At 66.1% G+C, this 20,615-nt stretch carries 23 protein-coding genes; 13 read left to right on the top strand and 10 right to left on the bottom strand.

Annotated features, from left to right (window positions below; genetic code table 11):
- Window positions 1-174 precede the first annotated feature (174 nt).
- Complete coding sequence (locus tag Q8T13_21625) at window positions 175-498, bottom strand: type II toxin-antitoxin system RelE/ParE family toxin (GenBank protein ID MDP3720371.1); 324 nt, start codon at window positions 496-498, stop codon at window positions 175-177.
- A complete protein-coding gene (locus Q8T13_21630) occupies window positions 495-734 on the bottom strand; it encodes a type II toxin-antitoxin system ParD family antitoxin (protein MDP3720372.1) in 240 nt (79 codons plus the stop codon). Before Q8T13_21630 ends, Q8T13_21625 begins: the two co-directional genes overlap by 4 nt.
- Before the next feature lie 106 nt (window positions 735-840).
- Here Q8T13_21630 and Q8T13_21635 point away from each other — a divergent pair, with 106 nt between their 5' ends.
- Window positions 841-1,071, top strand: coding sequence for a hypothetical protein (locus tag Q8T13_21635; protein MDP3720373.1), 231 nt, complete (start codon window positions 841-843; stop codon window positions 1,069-1,071).
- Entirely contained in the window at window positions 1,068-1,412 is a 345-nt protein-coding gene (locus Q8T13_21640; GenBank protein MDP3720374.1) for a type II toxin-antitoxin system PemK/MazF family toxin, read from the top strand. Before Q8T13_21635 ends, Q8T13_21640 begins: the two co-directional genes overlap by 4 nt.
- A gap of 29 nt (window positions 1,413-1,441) precedes the next feature.
- Here Q8T13_21640 and Q8T13_21645 read toward each other — a convergent pair whose 3' ends face one another.
- From Q8T13_21645 to Q8T13_21655, 3 genes are all read right to left on the bottom strand, one after another.
- Window positions 1,442-2,329, bottom strand: coding sequence for a DUF305 domain-containing protein (locus Q8T13_21645; GenBank protein ID MDP3720375.1), 888 nt, complete (start codon window positions 2,327-2,329; stop codon window positions 1,442-1,444).
- 187 nt (window positions 2,330-2,516) lie between these two features.
- Complete coding sequence (locus tag Q8T13_21650; protein ID MDP3720376.1) at window positions 2,517-2,990, bottom strand: hypothetical protein; 474 nt, start codon at window positions 2,988-2,990, stop codon at window positions 2,517-2,519.
- A gap of 27 nt (window positions 2,991-3,017) precedes the next feature.
- A complete protein-coding gene (locus Q8T13_21655; GenBank protein ID MDP3720377.1) occupies window positions 3,018-3,455 on the bottom strand; it encodes a hypothetical protein in 438 nt (145 codons plus the stop codon).
- Between the two features lie 270 nt (window positions 3,456-3,725).
- On the opposite strand from Q8T13_21655, the gene Q8T13_21660 reads away from it, so the two are divergent.
- The 6 genes from Q8T13_21660 to Q8T13_21685 all read left to right on the top strand — a co-directional run bounded on the left by Q8T13_21660 (window position 3,726) and on the right by Q8T13_21685 (window position 11,010).
- Window positions 3,726-4,766 carry a type II glyceraldehyde-3-phosphate dehydrogenase gene (locus Q8T13_21660; GenBank protein ID MDP3720378.1) on the top strand — a complete coding sequence of 347 codons (1,041 nt, stop codon included), beginning with the start codon at window positions 3,726-3,728 and terminating at the stop codon, window positions 4,764-4,766.
- A gap of 117 nt (window positions 4,767-4,883) precedes the next feature.
- Window positions 4,884-5,351: a nuclear transport factor 2 family protein gene (locus Q8T13_21665; GenBank protein MDP3720379.1), complete on the top strand. Its 468-nt coding sequence runs from the start codon at window positions 4,884-4,886 to the stop codon at window positions 5,349-5,351.
- A 90-nt stretch (window positions 5,352-5,441) separates the two neighbouring features.
- Window positions 5,442-6,125 carry a response regulator transcription factor gene (locus Q8T13_21670; protein MDP3720380.1) on the top strand — a complete coding sequence of 228 codons (684 nt, stop codon included), beginning with the start codon at window positions 5,442-5,444 and terminating at the stop codon, window positions 6,123-6,125.
- Window positions 6,122-7,513, top strand: a complete 1,392-nt coding sequence (locus Q8T13_21675) for an ATP-binding protein (protein ID MDP3720381.1) — start codon at window positions 6,122-6,124, stop codon at window positions 7,511-7,513. The genes Q8T13_21670 and Q8T13_21675 overlap by 4 nt, the downstream gene beginning before the upstream one ends.
- A gap of 121 nt (window positions 7,514-7,634) precedes the next feature.
- Window positions 7,635-8,549 carry a DmsE family decaheme c-type cytochrome gene (locus Q8T13_21680; GenBank protein MDP3720382.1) on the top strand — a complete coding sequence of 305 codons (915 nt, stop codon included), beginning with the start codon at window positions 7,635-7,637 and terminating at the stop codon, window positions 8,547-8,549.
- 10 nt (window positions 8,550-8,559) lie between these two features.
- Window positions 8,560-11,010, top strand: coding sequence for an MtrB/PioB family outer membrane beta-barrel protein (locus tag Q8T13_21685; GenBank protein MDP3720383.1), 2,451 nt, complete (start codon window positions 8,560-8,562; stop codon window positions 11,008-11,010).
- Window positions 11,011-11,148: 138 nt separating this feature from the next.
- Here Q8T13_21685 and Q8T13_21690 read toward each other — a convergent pair whose 3' ends face one another.
- Window positions 11,149-12,381: an efflux RND transporter periplasmic adaptor subunit gene (locus Q8T13_21690; GenBank protein MDP3720384.1), complete on the bottom strand. Its 1,233-nt coding sequence runs from the start codon at window positions 12,379-12,381 to the stop codon at window positions 11,149-11,151.
- A 61-nt stretch (window positions 12,382-12,442) separates the two neighbouring features.
- Between Q8T13_21690 and Q8T13_21695 the strand changes: the two genes are divergently transcribed.
- Window positions 12,443-13,669, top strand: a complete 1,227-nt coding sequence (locus Q8T13_21695; protein ID MDP3720385.1) for an ABC transporter permease — start codon at window positions 12,443-12,445, stop codon at window positions 13,667-13,669.
- Between the two features lie 53 nt (window positions 13,670-13,722).
- Entirely contained in the window at window positions 13,723-15,000 is a 1,278-nt protein-coding gene (locus Q8T13_21700; protein ID MDP3720386.1) for an ABC transporter permease, read from the top strand.
- A gap of 51 nt (window positions 15,001-15,051) precedes the next feature.
- Here the strand turns inward: Q8T13_21700 and Q8T13_21705 are convergent, their stop codons facing one another.
- The 3 genes from Q8T13_21705 to Q8T13_21715 all read right to left on the bottom strand — a co-directional run bounded on the left by Q8T13_21705 (window position 15,052) and on the right by Q8T13_21715 (window position 17,734).
- Entirely contained in the window at window positions 15,052-16,023 is a 972-nt protein-coding gene (locus tag Q8T13_21705; protein ID MDP3720387.1) for a hypothetical protein, read from the bottom strand.
- Window positions 16,024-16,036: 13 nt separating this feature from the next.
- Entirely contained in the window at window positions 16,037-17,263 is a 1,227-nt protein-coding gene (locus Q8T13_21710) for a BamA/TamA family outer membrane protein (GenBank protein MDP3720388.1), read from the bottom strand.
- 99 nt (window positions 17,264-17,362) lie between these two features.
- Window positions 17,363-17,734, bottom strand: coding sequence for a hypothetical protein (locus Q8T13_21715; GenBank protein ID MDP3720389.1), 372 nt, complete (start codon window positions 17,732-17,734; stop codon window positions 17,363-17,365).
- 230 nt (window positions 17,735-17,964) lie between these two features.
- On the opposite strand from Q8T13_21715, the gene Q8T13_21720 reads away from it, so the two are divergent.
- Window positions 17,965-18,357: a GxxExxY protein gene (locus Q8T13_21720; GenBank protein ID MDP3720390.1), complete on the top strand. Its 393-nt coding sequence runs from the start codon at window positions 17,965-17,967 to the stop codon at window positions 18,355-18,357.
- A gap of 25 nt (window positions 18,358-18,382) precedes the next feature.
- Here Q8T13_21720 and Q8T13_21725 read toward each other — a convergent pair whose 3' ends face one another.
- On the bottom strand, window positions 18,383-18,673 hold the full coding sequence (locus Q8T13_21725) for a hypothetical protein (protein ID MDP3720391.1): 291 nt from the start codon (window positions 18,671-18,673) through the stop codon (window positions 18,383-18,385).
- 23 nt (window positions 18,674-18,696) lie between these two features.
- On the opposite strand from Q8T13_21725, the gene Q8T13_21730 reads away from it, so the two are divergent.
- Together Q8T13_21730 and Q8T13_21735 are read left to right on the top strand one after the other, a co-directional pair.
- Window positions 18,697-19,716, top strand: a complete 1,020-nt coding sequence (locus Q8T13_21730; GenBank protein ID MDP3720392.1) for a S41 family peptidase — start codon at window positions 18,697-18,699, stop codon at window positions 19,714-19,716.
- Window positions 19,717-19,833: 117 nt separating this feature from the next.
- Window positions 19,834-20,544 (top strand): zf-TFIIB domain-containing protein, encoded by a 711-nt coding sequence (locus Q8T13_21735; protein ID MDP3720393.1) that lies wholly within the window; start codon window positions 19,834-19,836, stop codon window positions 20,542-20,544.
- Window positions 20,545-20,615 lie beyond the last annotated feature (71 nt).

Below are 20,615 nucleotides of genomic sequence, written 5' to 3' on the forward strand. Positions count from 1 at the left end.
AGCAAGAACGACGCCAACCCACTCGCCGCCAAAACATTCGAAAATCGAACACCTTTGGTCCGTTCTTCGCGAGGTTGCGGATCCAGATGGGGGATTTTCCCATCGGCGCGGACGAACTCACGTGCATCGCCGCGAAGTTGATGGCCTGAGCCTGTCGCGGCCGCGTGCACGGGATTAGCTGTCGTGCATCCACGCCGGGAGGTCGCGCTGCCCGTGCAAGACACGCCACACGTCGATGTGATCGTCACGCTCAACGTAGAAGACCAGATGGGGGTGGTGCGCCAGCGGCCAGAATCGCAGGCCAGGGAGGTTCAACTCGTGGGCGTAGCGGGAAGAGCCGGTTGCCGGGTAGCGTCCGATGTGCGCGTAGGCGTGCTCCAACGCGTCGATGAAGCCCAGCGCCGCCTGCGGCACGCCCTCGCGCACGTAGTGCGCGAGCACCTCGTCGACATCCCGGTGGGCCAACTCACGCGGCCAGACCGGCTTGGCGCGTGTCACCGCCGCGCGCGCGGCCGGACGCGTTTGCGCAGGCCGGCGAAATAGCTGGGGCCAGCGGGTGCCGCAGCAGCGGACGTGGCTCCATCCAGCAGCAGGCCACGCAGGCGCAGGCGATCCGAATCCCTGCGGATCAGCTCGCGGACGTACTCGCTGCTGGTGCCGTAGCCGCCGCGGGTGACCTGCTCATCGACGAAGTCCTTGAGCGACTCGGGCAGGGAGATATTCATGGTGCTCACGATGCCAAGCTATGAGATTTGGCAAAATTTGGCAAGACCACACCCGGTTCGGCCAAGGTGGGGTCGGGGTAGGAAAAAGGTAGGATAGTCGTAGTATTGTCTGGGTATGCGACAGAAGACCTCACTGACCCTCTCTGAGGACGTCCTTGCGGGCATCGCGAAGGCCTCACGCCGAGGCGAGAGCCGTTCCGAGACGGTCAACCGGCTGCTACGGGAGCGGCTGGCCGACGAAGCTGCGCAGCTCGCCCGCGCCCGCGAGGTGGCCCAGATCAACCGCCACGCCGATGCCCTCAATGCCGAGGCCGCCGACGTGCTCTCGTATCAAGGCGACGTGTGAGGCGGGGCGACCTGTATCGGGTCGCGCGGCCAGGTGGCGCCGATCCCAAGGCCTTCCGGGTGTTCGCGGTCGTCGGCCGGCAGGCGGTGATCGACTCGCGGTTTTCAACCGTCGTGTGCGCGCCGGTGTATTCGGCTCGACACGGGCTGAGCAGCCAGGTCGCGATTGGTGTGGACGAAGGTTTGAAACACGACAGCGCGCTTCACTGCGACGAACTGGTCAGCCTGCCCAAGGCGCGCCTGACCGCCTTTGTCGGACGGCTCTCAGCCGCCAAGATCCGCGCGCTTGATCTGGCGTTGGTCGCCGCGCTCGACATCGACCCCGACGCGCTGATCGCCTGAACCCTATCGCCCCCCTTGGCGATCGCGAATTACCGCGACTGTGTGCACTCGTAGAAGCCGCCGTACCCGACCTCCAGGTCGTCGCCAACCCGCAGCCAGGCGTTGGCCTCACGCGCGTCATCGCCGGAGGACCGCTCATAAGGAGAGGCGACGACCGTGACGTCATCACTGGACAACTCGAAACCTTCGCCGGCCGACGTCTCGTATTGAACGTTCATCGGGACCAGGCGCCCGTGCAGCTTGATCACCCCGCGCCCGGCGCCGGCGCCTGGCGCCGTCGCCGCGGCCACGGCCGCCGCGCCTGCCGCGTAGGCGAACCGGCAGACCGGACCGGCCCCAAGCATCCCCTGAAGCTCCGCGTCGGTCACCGACTCGAGATCGGTCGTGGCGAGATTGGCAGTCCGGGCCGCCTCGCGAGCCGCCATCTCCGCGGGCGGCGGCGCCGGCCTGCGAGCGGGCGGCACCGGCTCGTGCGCCAAGGCGCGAATCAGGTACTTCATCTCGGCGATTTCCTTGCGCTGGGCCGCGATGATTTCGTCCGCGAGCTTGCGCACGCGCGGATCCTCGATGCCTGACCGCTCACTGGTGAGAATCGCGATCGAGTGATGAGGGATCATCGCCTCCATGTAGTCGGTGCCGCTCACGGTCACCTGCGACCGCACCAGCCACGTGGTCAGGCCGAAGGTCAGGATCGCGCCGACGAAGATCGCGAGGTTCACGGTTCGGTTCTTGTACATGTTCAACATGTAGCCGAGCATGATGATCGCCATGGCGGCGCCCATCAGCAGCGCCATCCACGCCCGGGTCTCGCTGAACGACGCGTGGTCCCAAGTGTAGGTATGGATGTACATCAGTCCGAACATCACCAGCGTTGAGGTGGCGATCATGGCGGCAAACCGCCAGTAGCTCGTCTGCATAGGGTCCTCCCTCGTTGGCGAGATCACCGCTTCTTCGCGAACTGGCCCCACATCACCAGCACGCCGAGACCGATCACGATCAGAGTGGTAATCCACATCCAGCCGAATCCGCCCATCCACGCGTTCCCCATCATGTTGCCGCCCATCACTGCCCCCTGTCTTGGTTCCGGATTGACGCCGGTGTGCCTCACCGGCGCGTCATCGTCATCTGGCCGTTGCTGAACGACCCGGTGCACGAATTCGCGCCGCTGTAGGTGCCGGTCATCGTCATCCTGGTGCGGTCGACGCGCGCCGTGCCGGTGGCTCGCGCGGTGCACCCGGTCGACATCATGCTGTTGTTTGGCAGATCCATCGTGAAGGTCATGTCGTCACCAGAGATCGTGCCCGAGAACGCACCGGGGCTCCGGCCCTGCATGCCGCCGAAGCTCATGGAGCCGGTGATCGTCGAGCCGCTCTGCGTGAGCGGCCACGTCATCGTCCCCATGCCGGCCTGCCCCATCATGCTGCCCGCACCCATGGAGCTGCTCGAGTCCGATGCGCTGCCGGCCCAGATGCCGGTCATGCCCGTCTGAGCCGTCGGCCCCGTCGGCCCCATGGACGAGGAGTTGCCACAGGCTGCCGCGACGCCTGCCAGCAGAACCACTGCGAGTACTCGTTTCATGTTCGTGCCTCGTCTTGCTGCCGGCGATCAGGGCTTCATGGTGCCCATTTGTTTCATCATCGGGCACATCGCCATCGAGTCTTTCCCCTCCTGCATATGCTCCATCATGTGGGGCATCATGCCCTGCTGCATCTTCATCATGCCTTCGCGCATGCTCCGGCTCTGCGCCACCATCTCGGTGACAGCGGCGGCGATCGCCGTCGTCTGCTCCGCCCCCGACGCGCTGTTCATCCGGGTGACGAGGTCGGTGAGCCGCTGATCGGCGGCCTTCATGTCGGCCATCATCTTCTCGCGCTCGGCCATCATGGCGTGGTCCTTGGCCGCCATGCCCGAGGCCGGCTTCGCCTGGTCGGTCGCGGCGTGCTGGTGCTCCTGAGGCGTCTGCGCGGCGAACCCTGGCGCCGCCGAGATCACGACCGCGACACAACCTGCCATCACGACTGTGGCGATGCTCTTCATGCTCATGTCTTGATTCCTCTCGAAAATGACGATTGACCCACTGGGGTCACCACCCAAACGCATGTAAGCGCGACACCAGCCCAGATTGGACAAGGCGGTTCCCTAAACAGGGAAACCTCGGGATGCCGGCGCTACGCATGCGGCTCTCGGAGAGGACTTATGCAAGCCCATGTCCACGCCGCTCCTGTCCATGAGTGTCTCTTTCGGCACAGGTTGGCGTCCCGTCTGTTGATACCGTTCAGTGGATGACCGCGTTGAAAGGGACCACGGTTGAGCATGTCTGAGGCGAACAAGGTCAGGGTGGCCGTGAACGGCTACGGCGTGATCGGCAAGCGGGTGGCGGCAGCCGTGGCGTGCCAGGAGGACATGACGCTGGCTGGCGTGTCAGATGTCGTGACGGACTGGCGGGCTCGGATGGCGATTCGACATCACTTTCGTCTGTTTGGTGCCACGGGCGAACACGCCAACGCCATGCGTGCGGTCGGGTTGGGAGTTGCCGGTACGTTGGACGACCTGTTGGGCCATGCTGACATCGTCGTGGACTGCACCCCCAAGCACGTTGCCGCAAAGAACATCGATGGTTATCGCCGGCGCCGATTGAAGTTCATCGTGCAGGGCGGCGAGAAACACGAAGTGACCGGCCATTCCTTTGTGGCCGAGTCCAACTACGTCAGTGCCATCGATCGCGATGCGACTCGCGTGGTGTCGTGCAACACCACCTCGATCGTCCGAACACTGACCGCACTCAAGCGCGCCGGGTTGCTTCGGCGTGCCAGAGGGACTCTGCTCAGACGCGCGACTGATCCCTGGGAGAGCCACGACAGCGGGATCATGAACACGCTGGTGCCAGAGCCTGAGATCCCGAGCCACCAGGGTCCCGATGCACAGAGCGTCGATCCGGATCTCGACGTGCTGACCATGGCAGTGAAAGTGCCGGAGACGATCGGGCATCTCCATTATTGGTCGGTGCAAATGACGCGCAGTGCCAGCCAAGACGAGGTGCTCGACGCGTTTCGCACCTCATCTCGAATCGCGCTGATCAACATCAGCAACGGCCTGCCGGCCCTCAACTCGGTGAAGGAGTTCATGGCCGATCGCGGACGGCCCCTCGCTGACCTGTACGAAGTGGCTCTCTGGGCCGACATGTTGCGGGTCCAGGGCGACGAACTGTTTTACGCGTATATGGTCGACAATCAGGCCATCGTCATCCCTGAGACGATCGACGCCATTCGAGCGTTGACGGGACGTGAGAAGGATCCGAGCAAGTCGATGGCCCGCACCAATGCCGCGCTCGGCATTGACGCCCTGTTGGGCTGAGAGCCCGCCGCGATGTTGACGGCCGGCGCCGTCTCGGCGCATCCTTGGCACGAGTTGAAGGTCCTGGGCACGGTCACGAAGCGGCGCAGGAGCGGATTGCTCACAAGGGAGACGACTATGAAGAGCCTGCTTGCCGTCGCTACGCTGCTGCTCGTGCTGCCGTGGGGTGCAGCCGCTCAAGGTAGTACGGGCGATGCCGCCAGCGTTGAAGCCTGGCTGAAAGGCTACGACGCCGCGTTCATGGCGAAGGATCTCGACCGGCTCGCGGCCTTCTATCATCCCGACGTGACGATCTACGAAGGCACTGGCATCAACCACGGCTGGGCCGATTACCGCGATCGCCACCTGGGTCCCGAGCTGAAGGCCTTCGAGAACCTGGCGTTCGGCCACACCGAGACCAAGGTCACGCTGATGCCCGGCGGCGAGTCAGCCTATGCGACGTCGCGCTACACCATCAAGGCCAAGATGGGCGAGCGGATGCTCGACTCTGAGGGGCTCGAAACGCTGATCCTGGTGAAGACCCCGGAGGGCTGGAAGATCCGGCATTCGCACACCTCGAGCCGCGCGCGCCGGCCCGCGCAGTAGGGCAGAGGGCACCGCTATCCTGACGGGAACTTCAGGATGCGTTCAGGGCGGTTCTTGCGGAAGGCTGTTACTCTGGTCGCTGCAACCATGATGCGGGTGCTGGTGATCGAGGACGACCCGAAAGTGGCCGCCGCCGTGAAGGCCGGCCTGCAAGGCGAGGGCTACGAAGCCGTGGTCTCCGCGACCGGCGAGGACGGCTACTTCCGGGCGACGACCGAGCCGTTCGATGCCATCCTCCTCGACCTCGGACTACCGGGCCGCGGTGGGCTGGAAGTCCTGGCGAGCCTTCGCGGGCAGGGCTTGAAGGTTCCGGTGCTGGTGCTGACCGCCCGCGATACCGTGGACGACCGCGTCAAGGGTCTCGACGCCGGAGCCGACGACTACCTGGTCAAGCCCTTTGCCTTCGCCGAATTGGTGGCCCGTGTGCGGGCGATGCTGCGCCGCGGGCGACCCGAAGAGACCCTGCGGCTGCGGCTGGCCGACCTCCAACTGGATCCGATCACCCGGTCCGCCACCCGCGGCGACCTGCCGATCGAGCTGACCACGCGGGAGTTCGAGCTGCTCGATTACCTGCTCCGGCACCAGGGACACATCGTCTCGCGCGAGATGCTGGCCCGCGACGTCTGGAAGCAGCCCGATCGCGGCACGCCGCTCGACAACGTGATCGATGTCCACATCACCCGCCTGCGCAAGAAGGTGGATCAAGGCGCCGGGGAACGGCTGATCCACACGATCCGGGGTGTCGGGTTCCTGATGAAGAACGGGGCGCTGTGACGGCGCTCGGCCTGCGGACGCGGCTCACGATCTGGTTTGCCGCGTCCATCCTGCTCATCCTGGCGCCGTTCCTGATCTGGATCCTGGCGTTGCAGTGGCAGTCGATGCGCGCGGCCCTCGATCACCATCTCGCGGAAGACCTGGAGGTCGTGCTCGAGATGCTCGCCGTCCGCGATGGCGCCATCAGGTGGCGCACCGAGGTCGAACACGACCTGGGCTACGATGCCGGCGAGCGGCGCTGGGTGGAGGTGTACGGGCCAGACGGGACCGTGCGCTACCTGCGCGGGCTGCCCGATCGCGCCGGCCTCCGCGACGCGCTTCCCCGGCCCGTGGCCGAGCCCCCCGGCTACCGGACGATACGCACACCGGCCGGGGCCTCCGTCCGGACGCTGGTCGCCGACCGGACGGTCGGGACCGAGGTCGTGCGGGTGCGCGTCGCGCGTGCCGAAGACAAGCTCAGGGCCGATCTCTGGTGGCTCGGACTCGTGTTTGGCCTGGCCGCGCCACTCGCCGTGCTGGCAGCTGCCGTCTCGGGGTACTTCATTTCGGGCAAGGCGCTCGCCCCCCTGGGGCGCATGGCCGACCGCGCGCGCGCCATCGGCGCCGACCAGCTTTCCGAGCGTCTCCCGGTCGAGAACCCGAACGACGAACTGGGCCAGCTCGCCGCGGTGTTCAACGAGACGTTTGCGCGGCTCGAGCAGTCGTTCGCGCGGTTGCGGCAGTTCACCGCCGACGCCTCGCACGAACTGCGGACGCCGCTTACCGCCATCCGCAGCGTCGGCGAGGTGGGGCTGCGCGAAGCCAGGGACGTGACCGACTATCAGGAGATCGTCGGCAGCATGCTCGAAGAGTCCGACCGCCTGTCGCACGTCGTCGAGACGCTGCTGACCCTGTCCCGGTGGGAAAGTGGGCGAGTCCATCCGCGGGCGGACGCCGTGGACCTCGGTGACATGGTCCGCGACGTGGCGGCGCAGCTGGGGGTGCTGGCCGAGGACCGCGACATTGCAATCGAGGTCGCCATCGACCGGCCGCTCAGAGCGGTCACTGACGAGGTCATGGCGCGCCAGGCGTTCTGCAACGTCCTCGACAACGCGATCAAGTACACCCGCGAAGGCGGCCGGATCCGGATCGGGTGTGCGAGTCCGGCCGGCGAGCACCAGGTCGTTGTGGACGATGAAGGGCCGGGCATTCCGGAAGACCAGCGCCAGCGCGTGCTGGAACGGTTCTACCGGATCGAGGGGGGGCACTCGCGCCGCCTCGGTGGTGCGGGCCTGGGGCTGGCGATCGTGCACTGGGCGATGACCGCCAACGGGGGCCGCGTCGCGATCGGCGACAACGACGCCGGCGGGGCCCGGGTCGTGCTGGCCTGGCCGGCATCGCCATCCTGAACGCGAATTCAGAATCTCTTCAGTTCCACGGCTCCGTCACACTCCTAGACTGGAGTTGATTCACTTCGACGCGCGCTCGACGCGGGCGCCCGCCAGGACCGTGAAGGCAGGAGTTACTGTCATGTCACAACATCGTTGGGGATGGCTGGTCGGCGCCGCCGCCGCATTCGTGGCGTCGCTCGCCTGGAGCGTCGCCTCCGCGAAACCACCCAAGCCGCTCGACTGGGCGGCGCTGAACCCGGCGTTCGCCGGCGCCACCTTCGTGAACGACACGGCGACCTGTGCCACGTGTCATGGCGACTACCTCGAGGCCTACGGCAAGACCAAGCACGCCAAGGCCTTTGCCGCGAAGTCGCCCGATGGCGTGGGAGAATGTGAAAGCTGCCACGGTCCGCGCAGCAAGCACATCGAGAATCCGACCGCCGAGCTGGCGATCGTCGAGGCCCGGTCGCAGTCGCTGGTCTGCGCCCAGTGCCACGAGGGCGGCTCGCGCATGGGATTCAAGGCCGGCGCGCATCTCAACGCCGACGTGAGCTGCCAGTCGTGCCACACGGTGATGACGCCGGTGAGCGAGCGGGCATTGCTGAAGACGGCCACCGCGTCCGACACCTGCTACACCTGCCACGCCGAGGTGCGCGCCGACCTCAACAAGATGTCGCGCCACCCGGTGCGCGAAGGCCGCATGGACTGCGCCAGTTGTCACAACGTGCACGGCTCGACTCCGAGCCTGCTGACCAAGGCCACGGTCAACGACACCTGCTTTGTGTGTCACACCGAGAAGCGAGGCCCGTACGTGTGGGAGCACGCGCCGGTGCGCGAGAGCTGCGCGACCTGCCACACGCCGCACGGCTCGAACAACCGCAACCTGCTCAACGCCAAGGACTCGTTCCTGTGCCTCAGTTGCCATTCCTATGGTGGCCACATCAACCTGCCGCGTTACAACCGCACCAGCAATCCCTATGGCAGCGGCTGTGTGAACTGCCATACCAGCGTGCACGGGTCGAATCACCCGTCGGGCGCCAAGTTGACACGGTAGGGGGGCTGTCATGATCAAACTCATGCTCTTGTGCGTCATTCTCAGTGCGGCCGAGGCCTTCGGGCAGACCGCGCCGCCCGCGCCCCAGGCGCCGACGGTGGAAGTCAGCGGCAGCGTCGCCTCAGGCGTGCTGGGGCTCGACAACTCCACCAACTCGGCGAAGCTGACCGAGTACCGCGATCTGCGCAACAACTTCTTCGTGCCGGCCATGACCTTCTCGATGGCCGATCGCGCGGCGGGCTGGTATTTCGACCTGAGCGGCGTCAACGTCAGCCGCGATGACCAGACCATCAGGGCCGAGGCCGGCTCGTTCGGCCGGTGGCGCCTCAAAGCCGACTGGGTCGAGACCCCGCACAACTTCAGCAACAAGGCGGTCACGCCCTACCTCCAGGCGGCGCCGGGCTTGTTCACCGTGCCGGCCACCATCCCGATTACCTTCAAGAAGCTGGCGACGGCCGCAGCCGACGCCGCCGGCGTGCTGGCCAGCGATGACCTGATCGCGGCGTACCAGGCGGCCTTCCTGGTGCCGACGCCGCTGGCGATGCAAACCAATGCCGGCAGCTTCGCCGCCCGGTGGCTGGCGGTCGACAGCCTGGCTCTGGACGTGGTCTACGACCGTCGCGACAAGTCCGGTTCCCGGCCGACCTATGGCCCGATCGGCGATCGTCCGCCGCGCACGTTGAATGTTCAACTGGCCGAGCCGGTGGACTACAACACCAACGAGGTCACCCTGGCGGCCGAGCATCAGGGCGGACGCTACCAGGTGCGTGGTGAGTACCAGTTCTCCGATTTCGCCAACCAGATCGACACCATGCAGTGGCAGAACATCTACACCAACGGCCAGCCCGGCGCCACTTACGATGTCTGGGACCGATCGGTGTCCGTGTTCGGCGTCCGGCCGCTGTCGCCGGACAATCGTTACCACAACCTGACCGGCATGTTCGGCACCAACCTGCCGAAGGACAGCCGGCTGACGGCCACGGTCGCCTACGGCATGCTCGAACAGAACCAGACCCTGCTGCCCTACAGCTACCACAACGATCAGCTGGCCGTGCAGACGCTGCCGAGGGTATCGGCCGAAGCCGCGATCAACACGCTGAACTTCGTGGCGGACTACACCGTCACGCCGACCCCGAAGCTCAACCTGCGGGCGTACTACCGCAGCTACGACCTGAACAACGACACGCCGTCCAGCAACTGGCAATACGTCACGCAGGACACCAGCAACCTGAACGGCACCGTGTCGTACTTGAACAAGCGAGTCAGCCTGCCCTACGCGTGGAACCGGCGCAACGCCGGGGTCGACGCCACCTGGCGCCTGCCGGCGCGGACCAGCCTGCTGGTGGGCTTCGAGCGAGAGTCGATGGACCGCGACCACCGCGAAGCCGACACGGCCGAGAACATCTTCCGGGCCACGCTGCGCACGCGCGGCGCGCGGTGGGCGACGTTCGAGGCCCGCGCCCTGTTTGGCGCCCGCGACGGCGGCGACTACCACAACACGGTCACCCGCGAAGGCTACTGGTACTCCCAGAGCGACGGCGTCGACAACAACAACCCGGCGCTGACCTTCGACAACCATCCCGACATGCGGCGCTACGACGTGTCGGACCGCATGCGGCAGCAGTTCGACGTGCGGGCGAACTTCACGCCGCGCGACCTGGTGTCCCTGTCGGCGTACGCGCGCTACCGGCATGACGACTTCGACTCGGACGTGCAGCCCTCGCAGCCGTTACTGGGCACCGGACTCGCTGAGCAGAATGCGGTGACACCGGGCAATCAGCTGGGGCGCCTCGACGACAAGCGGACGCGATTCGGCGTCGATGCCTACACCGAGGTCAAGACCGGCTTGTCCGTCAATGCGTTCCTGAACTTCGACCGCGGCACCGCGCTCGACCGGTCGCTCGAGTTCCAAGAGAACAACAAGGCCAATCCGAGCGTCGTGGCCACGGCGGAACTCGGCCCCTGGACGAGGGCCGGGAGCCAGTGGACGGCCGAGCAACGTGACGAGACGTGGAGCGCCGGCGTCGGCACGACCTGGCAGATCGCGCCTGACAAGGCCACCCTGATTGCCGATTACACGGCCTCGCTGGCCAGCATCGACATCGACTACTCCGGTTTCGGCGTCACCAACTTTAACGGCACGCCGTTTCCGCCGAACCACCAGTTTGCGTTCTCGGCGCCGTCGACGGTGTCCGAAGACTGGCACGTCATCAACCTGCGGCTGGAAATCCCGGTGCGGGCGCTGGTCGTGGTGACCAGCTACACCTACGAGAACTACGCGCTCGACGACTGGGCGCAGGCGAGCGCGGCGCCATGGGTGGAATCGGTGGGGGCGGACACCCTGCTGCGTGACACCTCCCGGTCGCACCAGTGGGGAAACCGGTTATTCAATTTCGGGACCTATCTGGCGCCGCGGTACGTGGCGCACATCGGCTTCGTTGGATTCCGCTACCGGTTCTGACGATCGCGCGGCGGCCGACATCCTCGGCCGCCCGGACAAATCGCCCACGTCAGTCGCGGCGCCGGCTTCGCTACGCGGGCGACGATCTGTGTGCCGCAGGCTCGGCCGCGACCTTGACGCGCTGGTCGCCTGAACCGATCACCTTCCCCGCACGCGATCGCCGTCGCTCAACGCGCGCAACGTCTGGAAGGGGCCGCTGACGATCGCGGTGCCTTCGGCCACCCCGTCCACCTCGATCGACAATCCGCCGATGATGCCGGTCTTCACTGGCGTGAACACCACACCCCCGTCGCGCACCACGAATACGCCGGTCTTGCCCGCTTTCTCGACCACCGCCTGCAGCGGGACGACCAGCGCGTTCTTGCGCTCGGCCGCCAGGATCTCGGTGTCGCAGGTGAGACCCGGCCGCAGCGACGAGGCGGCGGGACCGTCAAGCCGGACCTTCACGCGGAACTCACGCGCGGCGGCCTGCGTGCCGACCTGCGGCAGCGCGCTCGCGCCAATCTCCACCACCCGGCCGCTGAAGGTCTGGAGGGGCAGAGCTTCGAGCGTGACGGTGGCGGGGAAGCCGTTCGACAACCGCATCACGTCGGCTTCGGCCACCTTGACCTCGGCGTTCACCGCGCTCAGGTCCGACACGGTCATCAGGATCGTCCCGGGCTGGTTCTGCACGCCCATCACCACCATCTCGCCCTGTTCAACCTCCAGGCGCGTGACGACGCCGTCGATCGGGGCGGTGATTTCGGTCTTCGAGAGCGCGTCGCGGGCGCGGGTGCTTTCGGCCCGGCCCTGGGTGATGCGCCGCTCGGCGCTGGTCTGCGCCTGCTGCGCGCGCTCGAACGACGCCGTGGCGGCCGCAACTTGTGCCGCCGCCGTGGTGCCGGCCATGTTCGCCTTGTCGAACTCCGATTGCGGCAACAAGCCGGCGCGTTGCAGTTCCTGCGCCCGCGTCAACGAGGCCGCGGCTTCTTTCTCTCGGGACCGGGCTTCTTCGAGGGCCGCCTGGGCCGCCTTCACCTGGGTCGCCGCCGCTCGCGCGTCGGCCTCGAGCGCACCCACCGACGCGGCGGCCGCATCCGCAGACGAGGCGGCTTGCACCGGATCGATGCGCGCCAGCACCTGCCCGGCCTTGACGGTGTCACCTTCCTTGACCGTCAACTCGACCAGCCGGCCCATGACCGCAGACCCAATGTCGGCATACTTGGTGGCCACGATTTCGCCCGAAGCCGTGACGAAGGACTGCAGCGCGTCCACCCGGGCGACCTGCGCCTGCTCAACCTCGAGCCCCGAGTTGCCGGAGCGCATCGCAACTGCCGCCGCTCCGCCGAGCACTGCCACGACAACCACACCCACGAGGATCCGCCTGCGCATATGCTTAGTTTGACGCGGATCGGGGACGCGGGGTCCCCAAACTGCGTCATAAGACATTGCAATGCGGCTTGAATCCCTGCGCCAGGGGGCGTTTGCGCTCGCGGCGTATCCCCTGCGGTCGGCGCTTGGCGCCCTGGCCATTGCCGTGGCGGTGGCCACCATCGTGACCGTGGTGACGGCTCTGGACGGCGTCCGGCTTTACACCGAAATGACCACCGCTCGGACCTTCGGGTCCGACACCTTCGTGATCGCCCAGGTCGCCGGATCGAGCCGGGTGTCGCGCCGGGAACTGCAGGAGCAGTTGGCCCGCAATCCGCCCATTCGCCGCTCGGACCACGCGTTTCTCGAGCGCCACGCGGACGACCTGGTCCTGTATGCGCCGAGCGCGCAGACCAGGGCCGAAGTGTCGTCAGGCTCGCGCCTGCTCGAAGACGGCACGGTGACGGGCACCACCGCGGCGCTGGCCGAGATTCGCGACCTCGACCTGGCGCGCGGCCGTTTTTTCCGGCCGGCCGAAGACGTGGCGGGCGATGCCGTTGCCGTGATCGGTGCCGACGTCGCCGATGCCTTGTTTCCCACCAGCGATCCCTTGCAGCAGACGCTGCGGCTCGGCGGCCGGCGGTTCACGGTGATCGGCGTCCAGGCCCGCCTGGGGAGTGCCGGGTCCGGGTCACTCGACAAGTACGTCTGGATTCCCCTGCGTGCGTACGAGCGCGCGTTCGGGGCGCCGCGCACGCTGCAGGTGTTTGCGAAGGCCGCTCCCGGCCACGACGCCGTGTCGGCTGAAGGGCGGGCACGCGTGTCGATGCGGGCGCGGCGGGCGCTCGGCCCGGGCCAGGCCGACTCGTTCGACGTGCTGACGCCGGACGCGGCCCGCAGCTTCGTGGCCAACCTGTCGCAGCGCATCGGCGCGGCCGCCGGCCCGATCTCGTTGATGGCGCTACTGGCGGCCATCGTGGTGGTGACCAACACCGTGCTGGTGTCGGTCACCCAGCGCACCCGGGAGATCGGCGTGCGCCGCGCCCTCGGCGCCCGCGCCGGCGACATCGTCCGCGAGATTGTCGCCGAGTCGTTGTTGCTGTCGGTGGCCGGCGGCCTGGCCGGTGCGCTGGCGGCGTGGCTGCTGCTGGCCACGCTCGAGTACGCGCTGGTGTTGCCGCTTACGGTGGCGCCGCAGACGCTCGTCATCGCGATCACGGCCGCCGCGGGCAGCGGCATTCTGGCCGCGTGGTACCCGGCGACGCGGGCCGTGGCGCTCGACGTGGTGGCCGCGATCAGGATGGAATAGGCCACCGACAAAGCAGCCACCGATTAGACACCGATTAGACACCGATTCTTTTCATGGGAAATGCCAGCCGCCGGGCCAGCCTGTTCACGCATCTTGCCGAAGCCACTACCCTGGCGGCCGAGTCGCTGCGCGCCAACAAGGCGCGGTCGGGGCTGGCGATTCTCGGCGTGGTGATCGGCATCGTCACCGTGGTGCTGGTGGCGTCGACCCTGGTCGGTCTCCGCAACAGCGTGGCGCTGCTGTTCCGGGAACTCGGCACCGACAACATCTTTGCGTATCACCTGAACGGCGAACCTTATTCGGCCCCGACCGAGCTTGATGCCAAGCGGCCCCAACTGAAAGCCGAGTACGCGGCCCAACTCGAGCGGCTTGGGCCGTCGATTCGCGAGGTCGGCATCCAGCTGATCGTGCCGGCGGTGACCAGCACCCGCGTGATTACGGCGCGGGCCGGTGGCAACGAGCTCGACACGGTGCTCGTCGAGGGCGCTTCGTCGAACTTCTTCGACGTGGTCGGCGCGTCGTTCAGGCAAGGCCGCCCGTTTACGCCCACCGAGGAGCGGGCGCGCGGCCAGGTGGCGGTGATCGGTGCCAACGTGTCGAGGGCCTTGTTTGGCGCGGACGGCGCGGTCGGCAAGTCGTTCCTGCTCGGCGGCGATCGCTACTTCGTCGTCGGCGAACTGGCGCCGCGACAGGGCACGTTCTTCGGAGAGAACCGCAACGACAGTGTGGTGGCGATCCCGGTGCCGACGGCGCGCCGCAAGTTTCCCGAGGCCCGCAACATGGTGCTGTACATCCGCGCGTTCCCCGGCTTGCGCGAGCAGGCGCGACAGGAAGCGGACACCATCCTGCGGCTGGTGCGCAATGTCCCGATCGGCGCGGAGAGCAACTTCGCCATGAACAGCGCCGACCAGATCATCGCGCAATTCGACCGCATCGGCCTGCAGATCTTCATTGCCACCATCGCGCTGGCGGCGATCAGCCTGGTGATTGGCGGCATCGGCATCGCCAACGTGATGGTGATCAGCGTCACCGAACGGACGCGCGAGATCGGCGTGCGGTTGGCGATTGGCGCGCGTCGCTCCGAGGTGCGGCGGCAGTTCCTGATCGAAGCGGCGATCCTGAGCGGCACCGGCGGGCTGCTGGGCGTGGCGCTGGCGACGCTGATCGGCGTGCTGGTAGCGTTCGTGGCGCCGACCTTCCCGGCGGCGCCGCCGCTGTGGGCAGTGACTTCGGGCCTGGTGACATCGATCGCGGTGGGGATGATTGCCGGCTATTGGCCGGCCCGCGCCGCCTCGGCGCTCGATCCGGTCGAGGCCTTGCGCCACGAGTGAAAGAGAAACAGGAGATCAGGAGATCAAGAGTAAATATTGCTCCTGACCTCTTTATCTCCTGTTGCTTGTGGTACGCGCGGCGCCTAGCGCCGCGCCTTCCTCGCCCTTAGCTCGTAGCCGCTTGATGAAGCGCGCGGCCACTTCGGGCTCATAGCCTCCCGCCCGGAACGCATCGTGCCACTGCCGATCGCTCAGCCGGCCAAGCCAGCTGCTGATCCACACCACGTCGGCCGGCGAGATCCGATTGTCAACCAGGTCGCGGTGCGCACCCTTGTAGGCAAAGTCAACGTGACCCTGATTGACGCCCACGATGAACGGCGCCCGCTCGAACGAGTTGATGTGGTTCGTGCGCGGCACCCACCGGTCGGTGTCGCCGAGGGCCGCGCCGGCGTCGCGGACCGCGTACCACTGCTCGACCAGGTCGCCGGTGCGCCGCTGGTACAGCGTGTTGTTACGGTCCTTCAGGTCGCTGTTGTTCAGCATCATCATCATCACCAGTAATCCCTGGTACGGCTGCGTGCCGATGAACGGGTTCTCGGCCCACGACCAAGCGCCCTCGTCCTTCAGGGAGGCGTGCGTCAACCGGAACCGGCCGCCCACCATGGTCCGCGTGCCCAGGTCGTCCTTCAACTTGAACGCCGGCAGGAAATACACCGGCGGTTGCGGATAACCGACGGCCGAAAGCAGCCGCGACACGGTGACCTCCACCGGCGCTTCTGAATCAAGGTTGCCGGGGAACGGCGTCTTCACGCTCCACTCGCGGCCCTGGCTGTCTTGCACGCGCATCCCGGAATTGACGCCGGAACGCTTGGCGACGAGCAGCGTGAACGTGTCGGCCGGATTGGGTGCGTGCTCCGGACCCCACGGGCCATGGAAGACGTCGCGCGTCGCGAGGTCGGTGGGTTCCGTCCACAACACCGCGCCTGCCACCGGCGCCGAGGGCTGCAGGGCGGGCGGCGGCGCTTTCGCACACGCCGTCGACGCGGCGAACAACGTGAGCAGAATCAGATCCGCGGGTCTCATGGTCTCGTCCTCGTCAGGGCACAAACGGAAATGGGGCCGTGCGGCGTTCGGTGCGCGACAGGCTCAGGGGTTCGCTCATGCTGAACATGACTCGCCAGCCTTCGCGGCCGTTCGCGGCCTCGGCGCGCAGGATGGTGGCGCGCCTGGTGTGGAAGCGCAGGCCGCCGCCGTACGACCGCTTGTCCAGGTTCAGGTCGCCCAATCGCGGCGCGACGTTGCCGGCATCGGCGAACGCGACCGCATCGATGTGGGTCATCAGCGCCACGCGCACCTCGAGGTTGCCGACCAGCATGTGATCGTCGCGAAAGCGGAAGTGCGGGTACGAGCGAAGCGATTGGCTGCCGCCAAGCGTGGGCTGCAAGTAGCCGGGCACCGACTGGCCGGCGTCGCTGTCGGACGCCACCAGCCACCCGCGCAGGGCGACGACAATGCGGGAGTCGGCCAGCGGAATGAACGCGGCGGCCTCGGACTCGAACCGCTGGAAGCTGTAGAGACCCGTATCCTGATCGTCGAATCGCGCGCCGGCGACGCGCACCAGGGCGCCGCTGGTCGGGTGGTCGGGATAGTCCCGGGTATCGGCTACGAGCGAGGTCTCGGCGTGCATGAACCGGGGTTCGTCGCCGCCGATCGACCGGACTTCCGGATTTACCCATCCCAGGCTGGAATTGAGATTGAGCCATCGCTGGATCCGCACGGTGGCGTAGCCAACCACATTCTGCGAACTCAGGTGATAGGTCGAGACGTCGGCCTCGGCGGTGTTCGGACCGGCGCCGTACGACTTGATCGAGCGAAAGTCCTGCCATCGATACATGGAGCCGAGGACCAGCCGGCTCCGGAGCAGTTTGGGGAACTCGAGCTGCGCCTGCGCCACCTTGTAGCCCCGCCACGACACGCCGGCCGACCCGTCGATGAAGACGCGGTCGTCCCTGAACCAGTGCCGGTAACCGGGGCCGACCGAGATCCACCCAGAACCCTGGATCGGACTCTTGGTGCTGACATAGAAGCCGTTGCTCTGTCCGCCGCCGCTCAGGTTCCGATCGGCAAACACCGCGGCCCGCTCCACCACGGCGGGCTCTGGAATGAATCCCTGGGGCTCGCCGAGCTCGGGAACCGGCGGGACATCTTGTGGCGCGGGCTGGCCTTGCTGGGCAATAGCGGTGGCTGCCAGGCCGAAAGCCAGGACCAGCGTGAGCCCCGCAACCACCCAATCGCGGGAGTACAGGGGAGGACAGCCTGCCATGCCCTCCGCTCTTGCAGTTTGCGCGCCAACCGCCGAGGGTGGAGGCAACCTTGTCGGGTCCAGGTGGAGGCAACCCCTTCTTGGGGTTGCCTGCGGTCTTCACCAGTCGATGGCGGCTTCGTATGTGCCGGCGAGCGTATCCCTGGCAGTCACGTTAATACGGGCTGGCTGCGACATCGATAACTCGAAGAGCGTGCCATCTTCCGACCGGAAGTTCGCAAAGGCCAGGTTGGCCTCCTGGCCGGTATCGAGCGCCTGGAGCACCTGGACGAAGGTCGCACCGGTATCGGTCCCGATGGTGGCGCGAATGGCGAGGAGCGGCCGGCCCGTGTGGTTCTCGACCACCACCGCCGTCGCTGACCGGCGAACGGCAATGCCCTCGCCAGGACCGTCGCCGGCCGCCTTGTCGATCGCGGCGTTCGTACAGGCCGCGAGCGAGATCAAGAGCACGGCGCTGAATATTCGCTGCATGGCACGGGCGATCTTACAGGAGGTCAAGAGATCAGGAGCATTTCAACCTAATCTTCTTCTGAACTCCTTATCTCCTGTTCGATTGCATCTTCTTCAATGTTCCGGGGCGGCCGATATGGAAACTTCTGCGAACGACGTGGACCGTTTTCACGGGAATCCTAAGGAATCCTGATGGCGCAGTTCGTGCTCCATCGGTGGGGATGGACCTAAATCACGACCAGATCAACGCGTTGACCGACCGGGTGATTGGATGCGCGATCGAGGTGCACCGGCATCTCGGGCCAGGGTTGCTTGAGAGCATCTACCGTGAGTGCCTGGCGATGGAACTGGCCTCGCATCAGGTGCACTTTGAGAACGAGCGTCACGTGCCCATCGACTACAAAGGCCAGCGGGTGCGGGGCACGCTGAAACTGGACCTTCTGGTCGAGGGCTGCATCGTCGTCGAATTGAAAGCCGTCGAAGCGATTCATTCGATCCATCTCGCGCAGGTCATGACCTACTTGAAGCTCACCGGGTATCCGGCCGGGCTGCTGATGAATTTCAACGTGACGAGTCTGCGATCAGGGCTGCGGAGGCTCGATCATCCGGATCGTTACGTCAAGAAACAGGAGGTCAGGAGTTAAGGAGGCACATCTTGAGAACTTACGCTCAGTGCCAGTCTATGAGCCACTGGTGGGCACGCCTGGGCTCGGCCCCTTTGAGTTCGTAGCGCCCCAATTGCGCGGCGAGTTCATTCGGCTGGCGCTTCCCGTTGGTGAGTATGCGACGCGGGGAATCAGCGCCTTGGCCGGCGCGAACCGGCGTCGCCAAGAGCAGGCCGTTCGTCGACGCGTCGAAGCCGAACTCAATGCGTGGAAAGAGCGCACCCCGAAGCCTCACTAGCGGCGTGTCTGGAAACGTTTTCAACTGCAGCGAACCGTCGTTGAAGGACCGCTTCACTACTGATCGCTCCTGAGCACATTATGGCTAAGCAGACTCGAGTTGCGCCGACGATTAACGCCCTGCTCGTGTGCCTCTTTTGGACAGCGAGCTCACTGGCGGGTGCGCAGACCGCATCGCCGGTCGTGCTGTCCGATAAAGCACGCAACTATCTCGAATCGGTGCTCACATTGGCGCAGACAAACTCGATTAACCGGTCACGGATTGACTGGCCGACGGTGCGACAGGAGATCTTCTCGAGGGCCGGCAGCGCACAAGTGCCCTCTGATACCCATGCTGCCGTTCAATGGCTCGTGTCAACGTTGGGAGATCGACATAGTGCCTTCCTCGATCCCGTCGCGCTCAAGTCACTGCCGGCGCGCAGCGCGGCCGTATCGGGCAAACCAGAAGGCCGGGTGGTGGATGGTCGTTTCGGCTACGTTCTGGTTCCGACATTCGGCTCACCGAATCAGGCTGTAATCGATCAGTTCGCGACCGACCTCCAAGGTGTGATTGCTTCGGTCGGGGCTTCGAAACCCTGCGGCTGGGTCGTCGATTTGCGTTCGAACGGTGGCGGCAACATGTGGCCGATGCTTGCTGGTATCGGGCCTGTCCTGGGATCTGGCCGCCTCGGTTCGTTCAGAGATCCCGATGGCCGTGGCGCTTCGTGGTCCTACGAAAACGGCGAAGCCAAGTCGGATGGCCGGACTCTCGCGAGGACCCTCACGGTTCCGGTGACTCTCCAGGTTGAAGCTCCGCCGGTGGCCGTCCTGGTCGGACCGACGACAGCGAGCTCTGGAGAGGCCATCGCAATTGCGTTCCGTGGCCGTCCGTCGACGCGTTTGTTTGGCGCAACGACACGCGGGTTAACGACCTCAAACCGTGTGTTCCCTCTCTCGGACGGCTCGTTGCTGAACTTGACGACTGCCGCTTTCGCCGATCGCACTGGAACGCCATACCAGAATGGCGTGACGCCCGACGAGCTTTGGGACAGCCCACCCGACATCCCCGAGAATAGTCTTCCGCTTAACTGGTTAGGCGCGCAGCCGGCCTGCTCGAAGTGAATGTTGAGATGTTCAGATGCCACCCCGGAGATTCTCCTGAACTCCTGATCTCCTGTGACGTCCTGCGATTGCCTAAGCTTTTCTCCTGACCTCCTAATCTCCTGTAATCTTCGTGACGTGGACTGCCCGCGCTGCTCCCTTCCCATGTCCTCCCACACCGTTGAAGGCCAGCTTGGCCGGGCGGTGACTATCGACATCTGCGACCCGTGCCAGGCGATCTGGTTCGACCCTCACGAGAGCCTGCAGCTCACGCCCGGCGCGACGTTGATGCTGTTTCGCGTGATCGGCGAGCACGTCGCGAAGCCGCAGCCGATCGAGGCCGACACCGCCAAGTGCCCCCGCTGCCAGGCGCGGCTCCGGCGAACGCAGGACATGCAGCGGTCGACGCGGTTCGAATATTTCAAGTGCCCGCACGACCACGGCCGGTTGACGACGTTCTTTGACTTCCTGAAAGAGAAAGACTTCATCCGGCCGCTGACGCCGGCGCAGATTGCCGAACTGCGCAAGAACCTCCAGACCGTCAATTGCTCGAACTGCGGCGCGCCGATCGACCTGGCCCGGCGCACCGACTGTGGGCACTGCGGATCGCCGCTCTCGATGCTCGACATGAAACAGGCCGAGTCACTGGTCGCCCAACTGCGCGAGGCGGATCGCACCGACAAGACCGTCGATCCCGCGCTGCCGCTCGAGCTGGCCCGGGCGCGCCGCGAGGCCGACCAGGCCTTCCGGGGGTTGCCCCAGGACACGCTGTGGCTCGAACAGGGCAGCTCCTTCGGCCTCGTGGGGGCCGGGCTGCTCGGGCTCGTGCGTTGGCTGAAGGACAAGTAGTGCTGGCGCCGCGCGTTAGTCAGGAGTCGTAAGGAGTGTTAGAGAAGTGGTCTCCTGATCTCTTGATCTCC

The sequence above is a fragment of the Acidobacteriota bacterium genome, assembly GCA_030697165.1.
Taxonomy (GTDB): domain Bacteria; phylum Acidobacteriota; class Vicinamibacteria; order Vicinamibacterales; family UBA2999; genus 12-FULL-67-14b.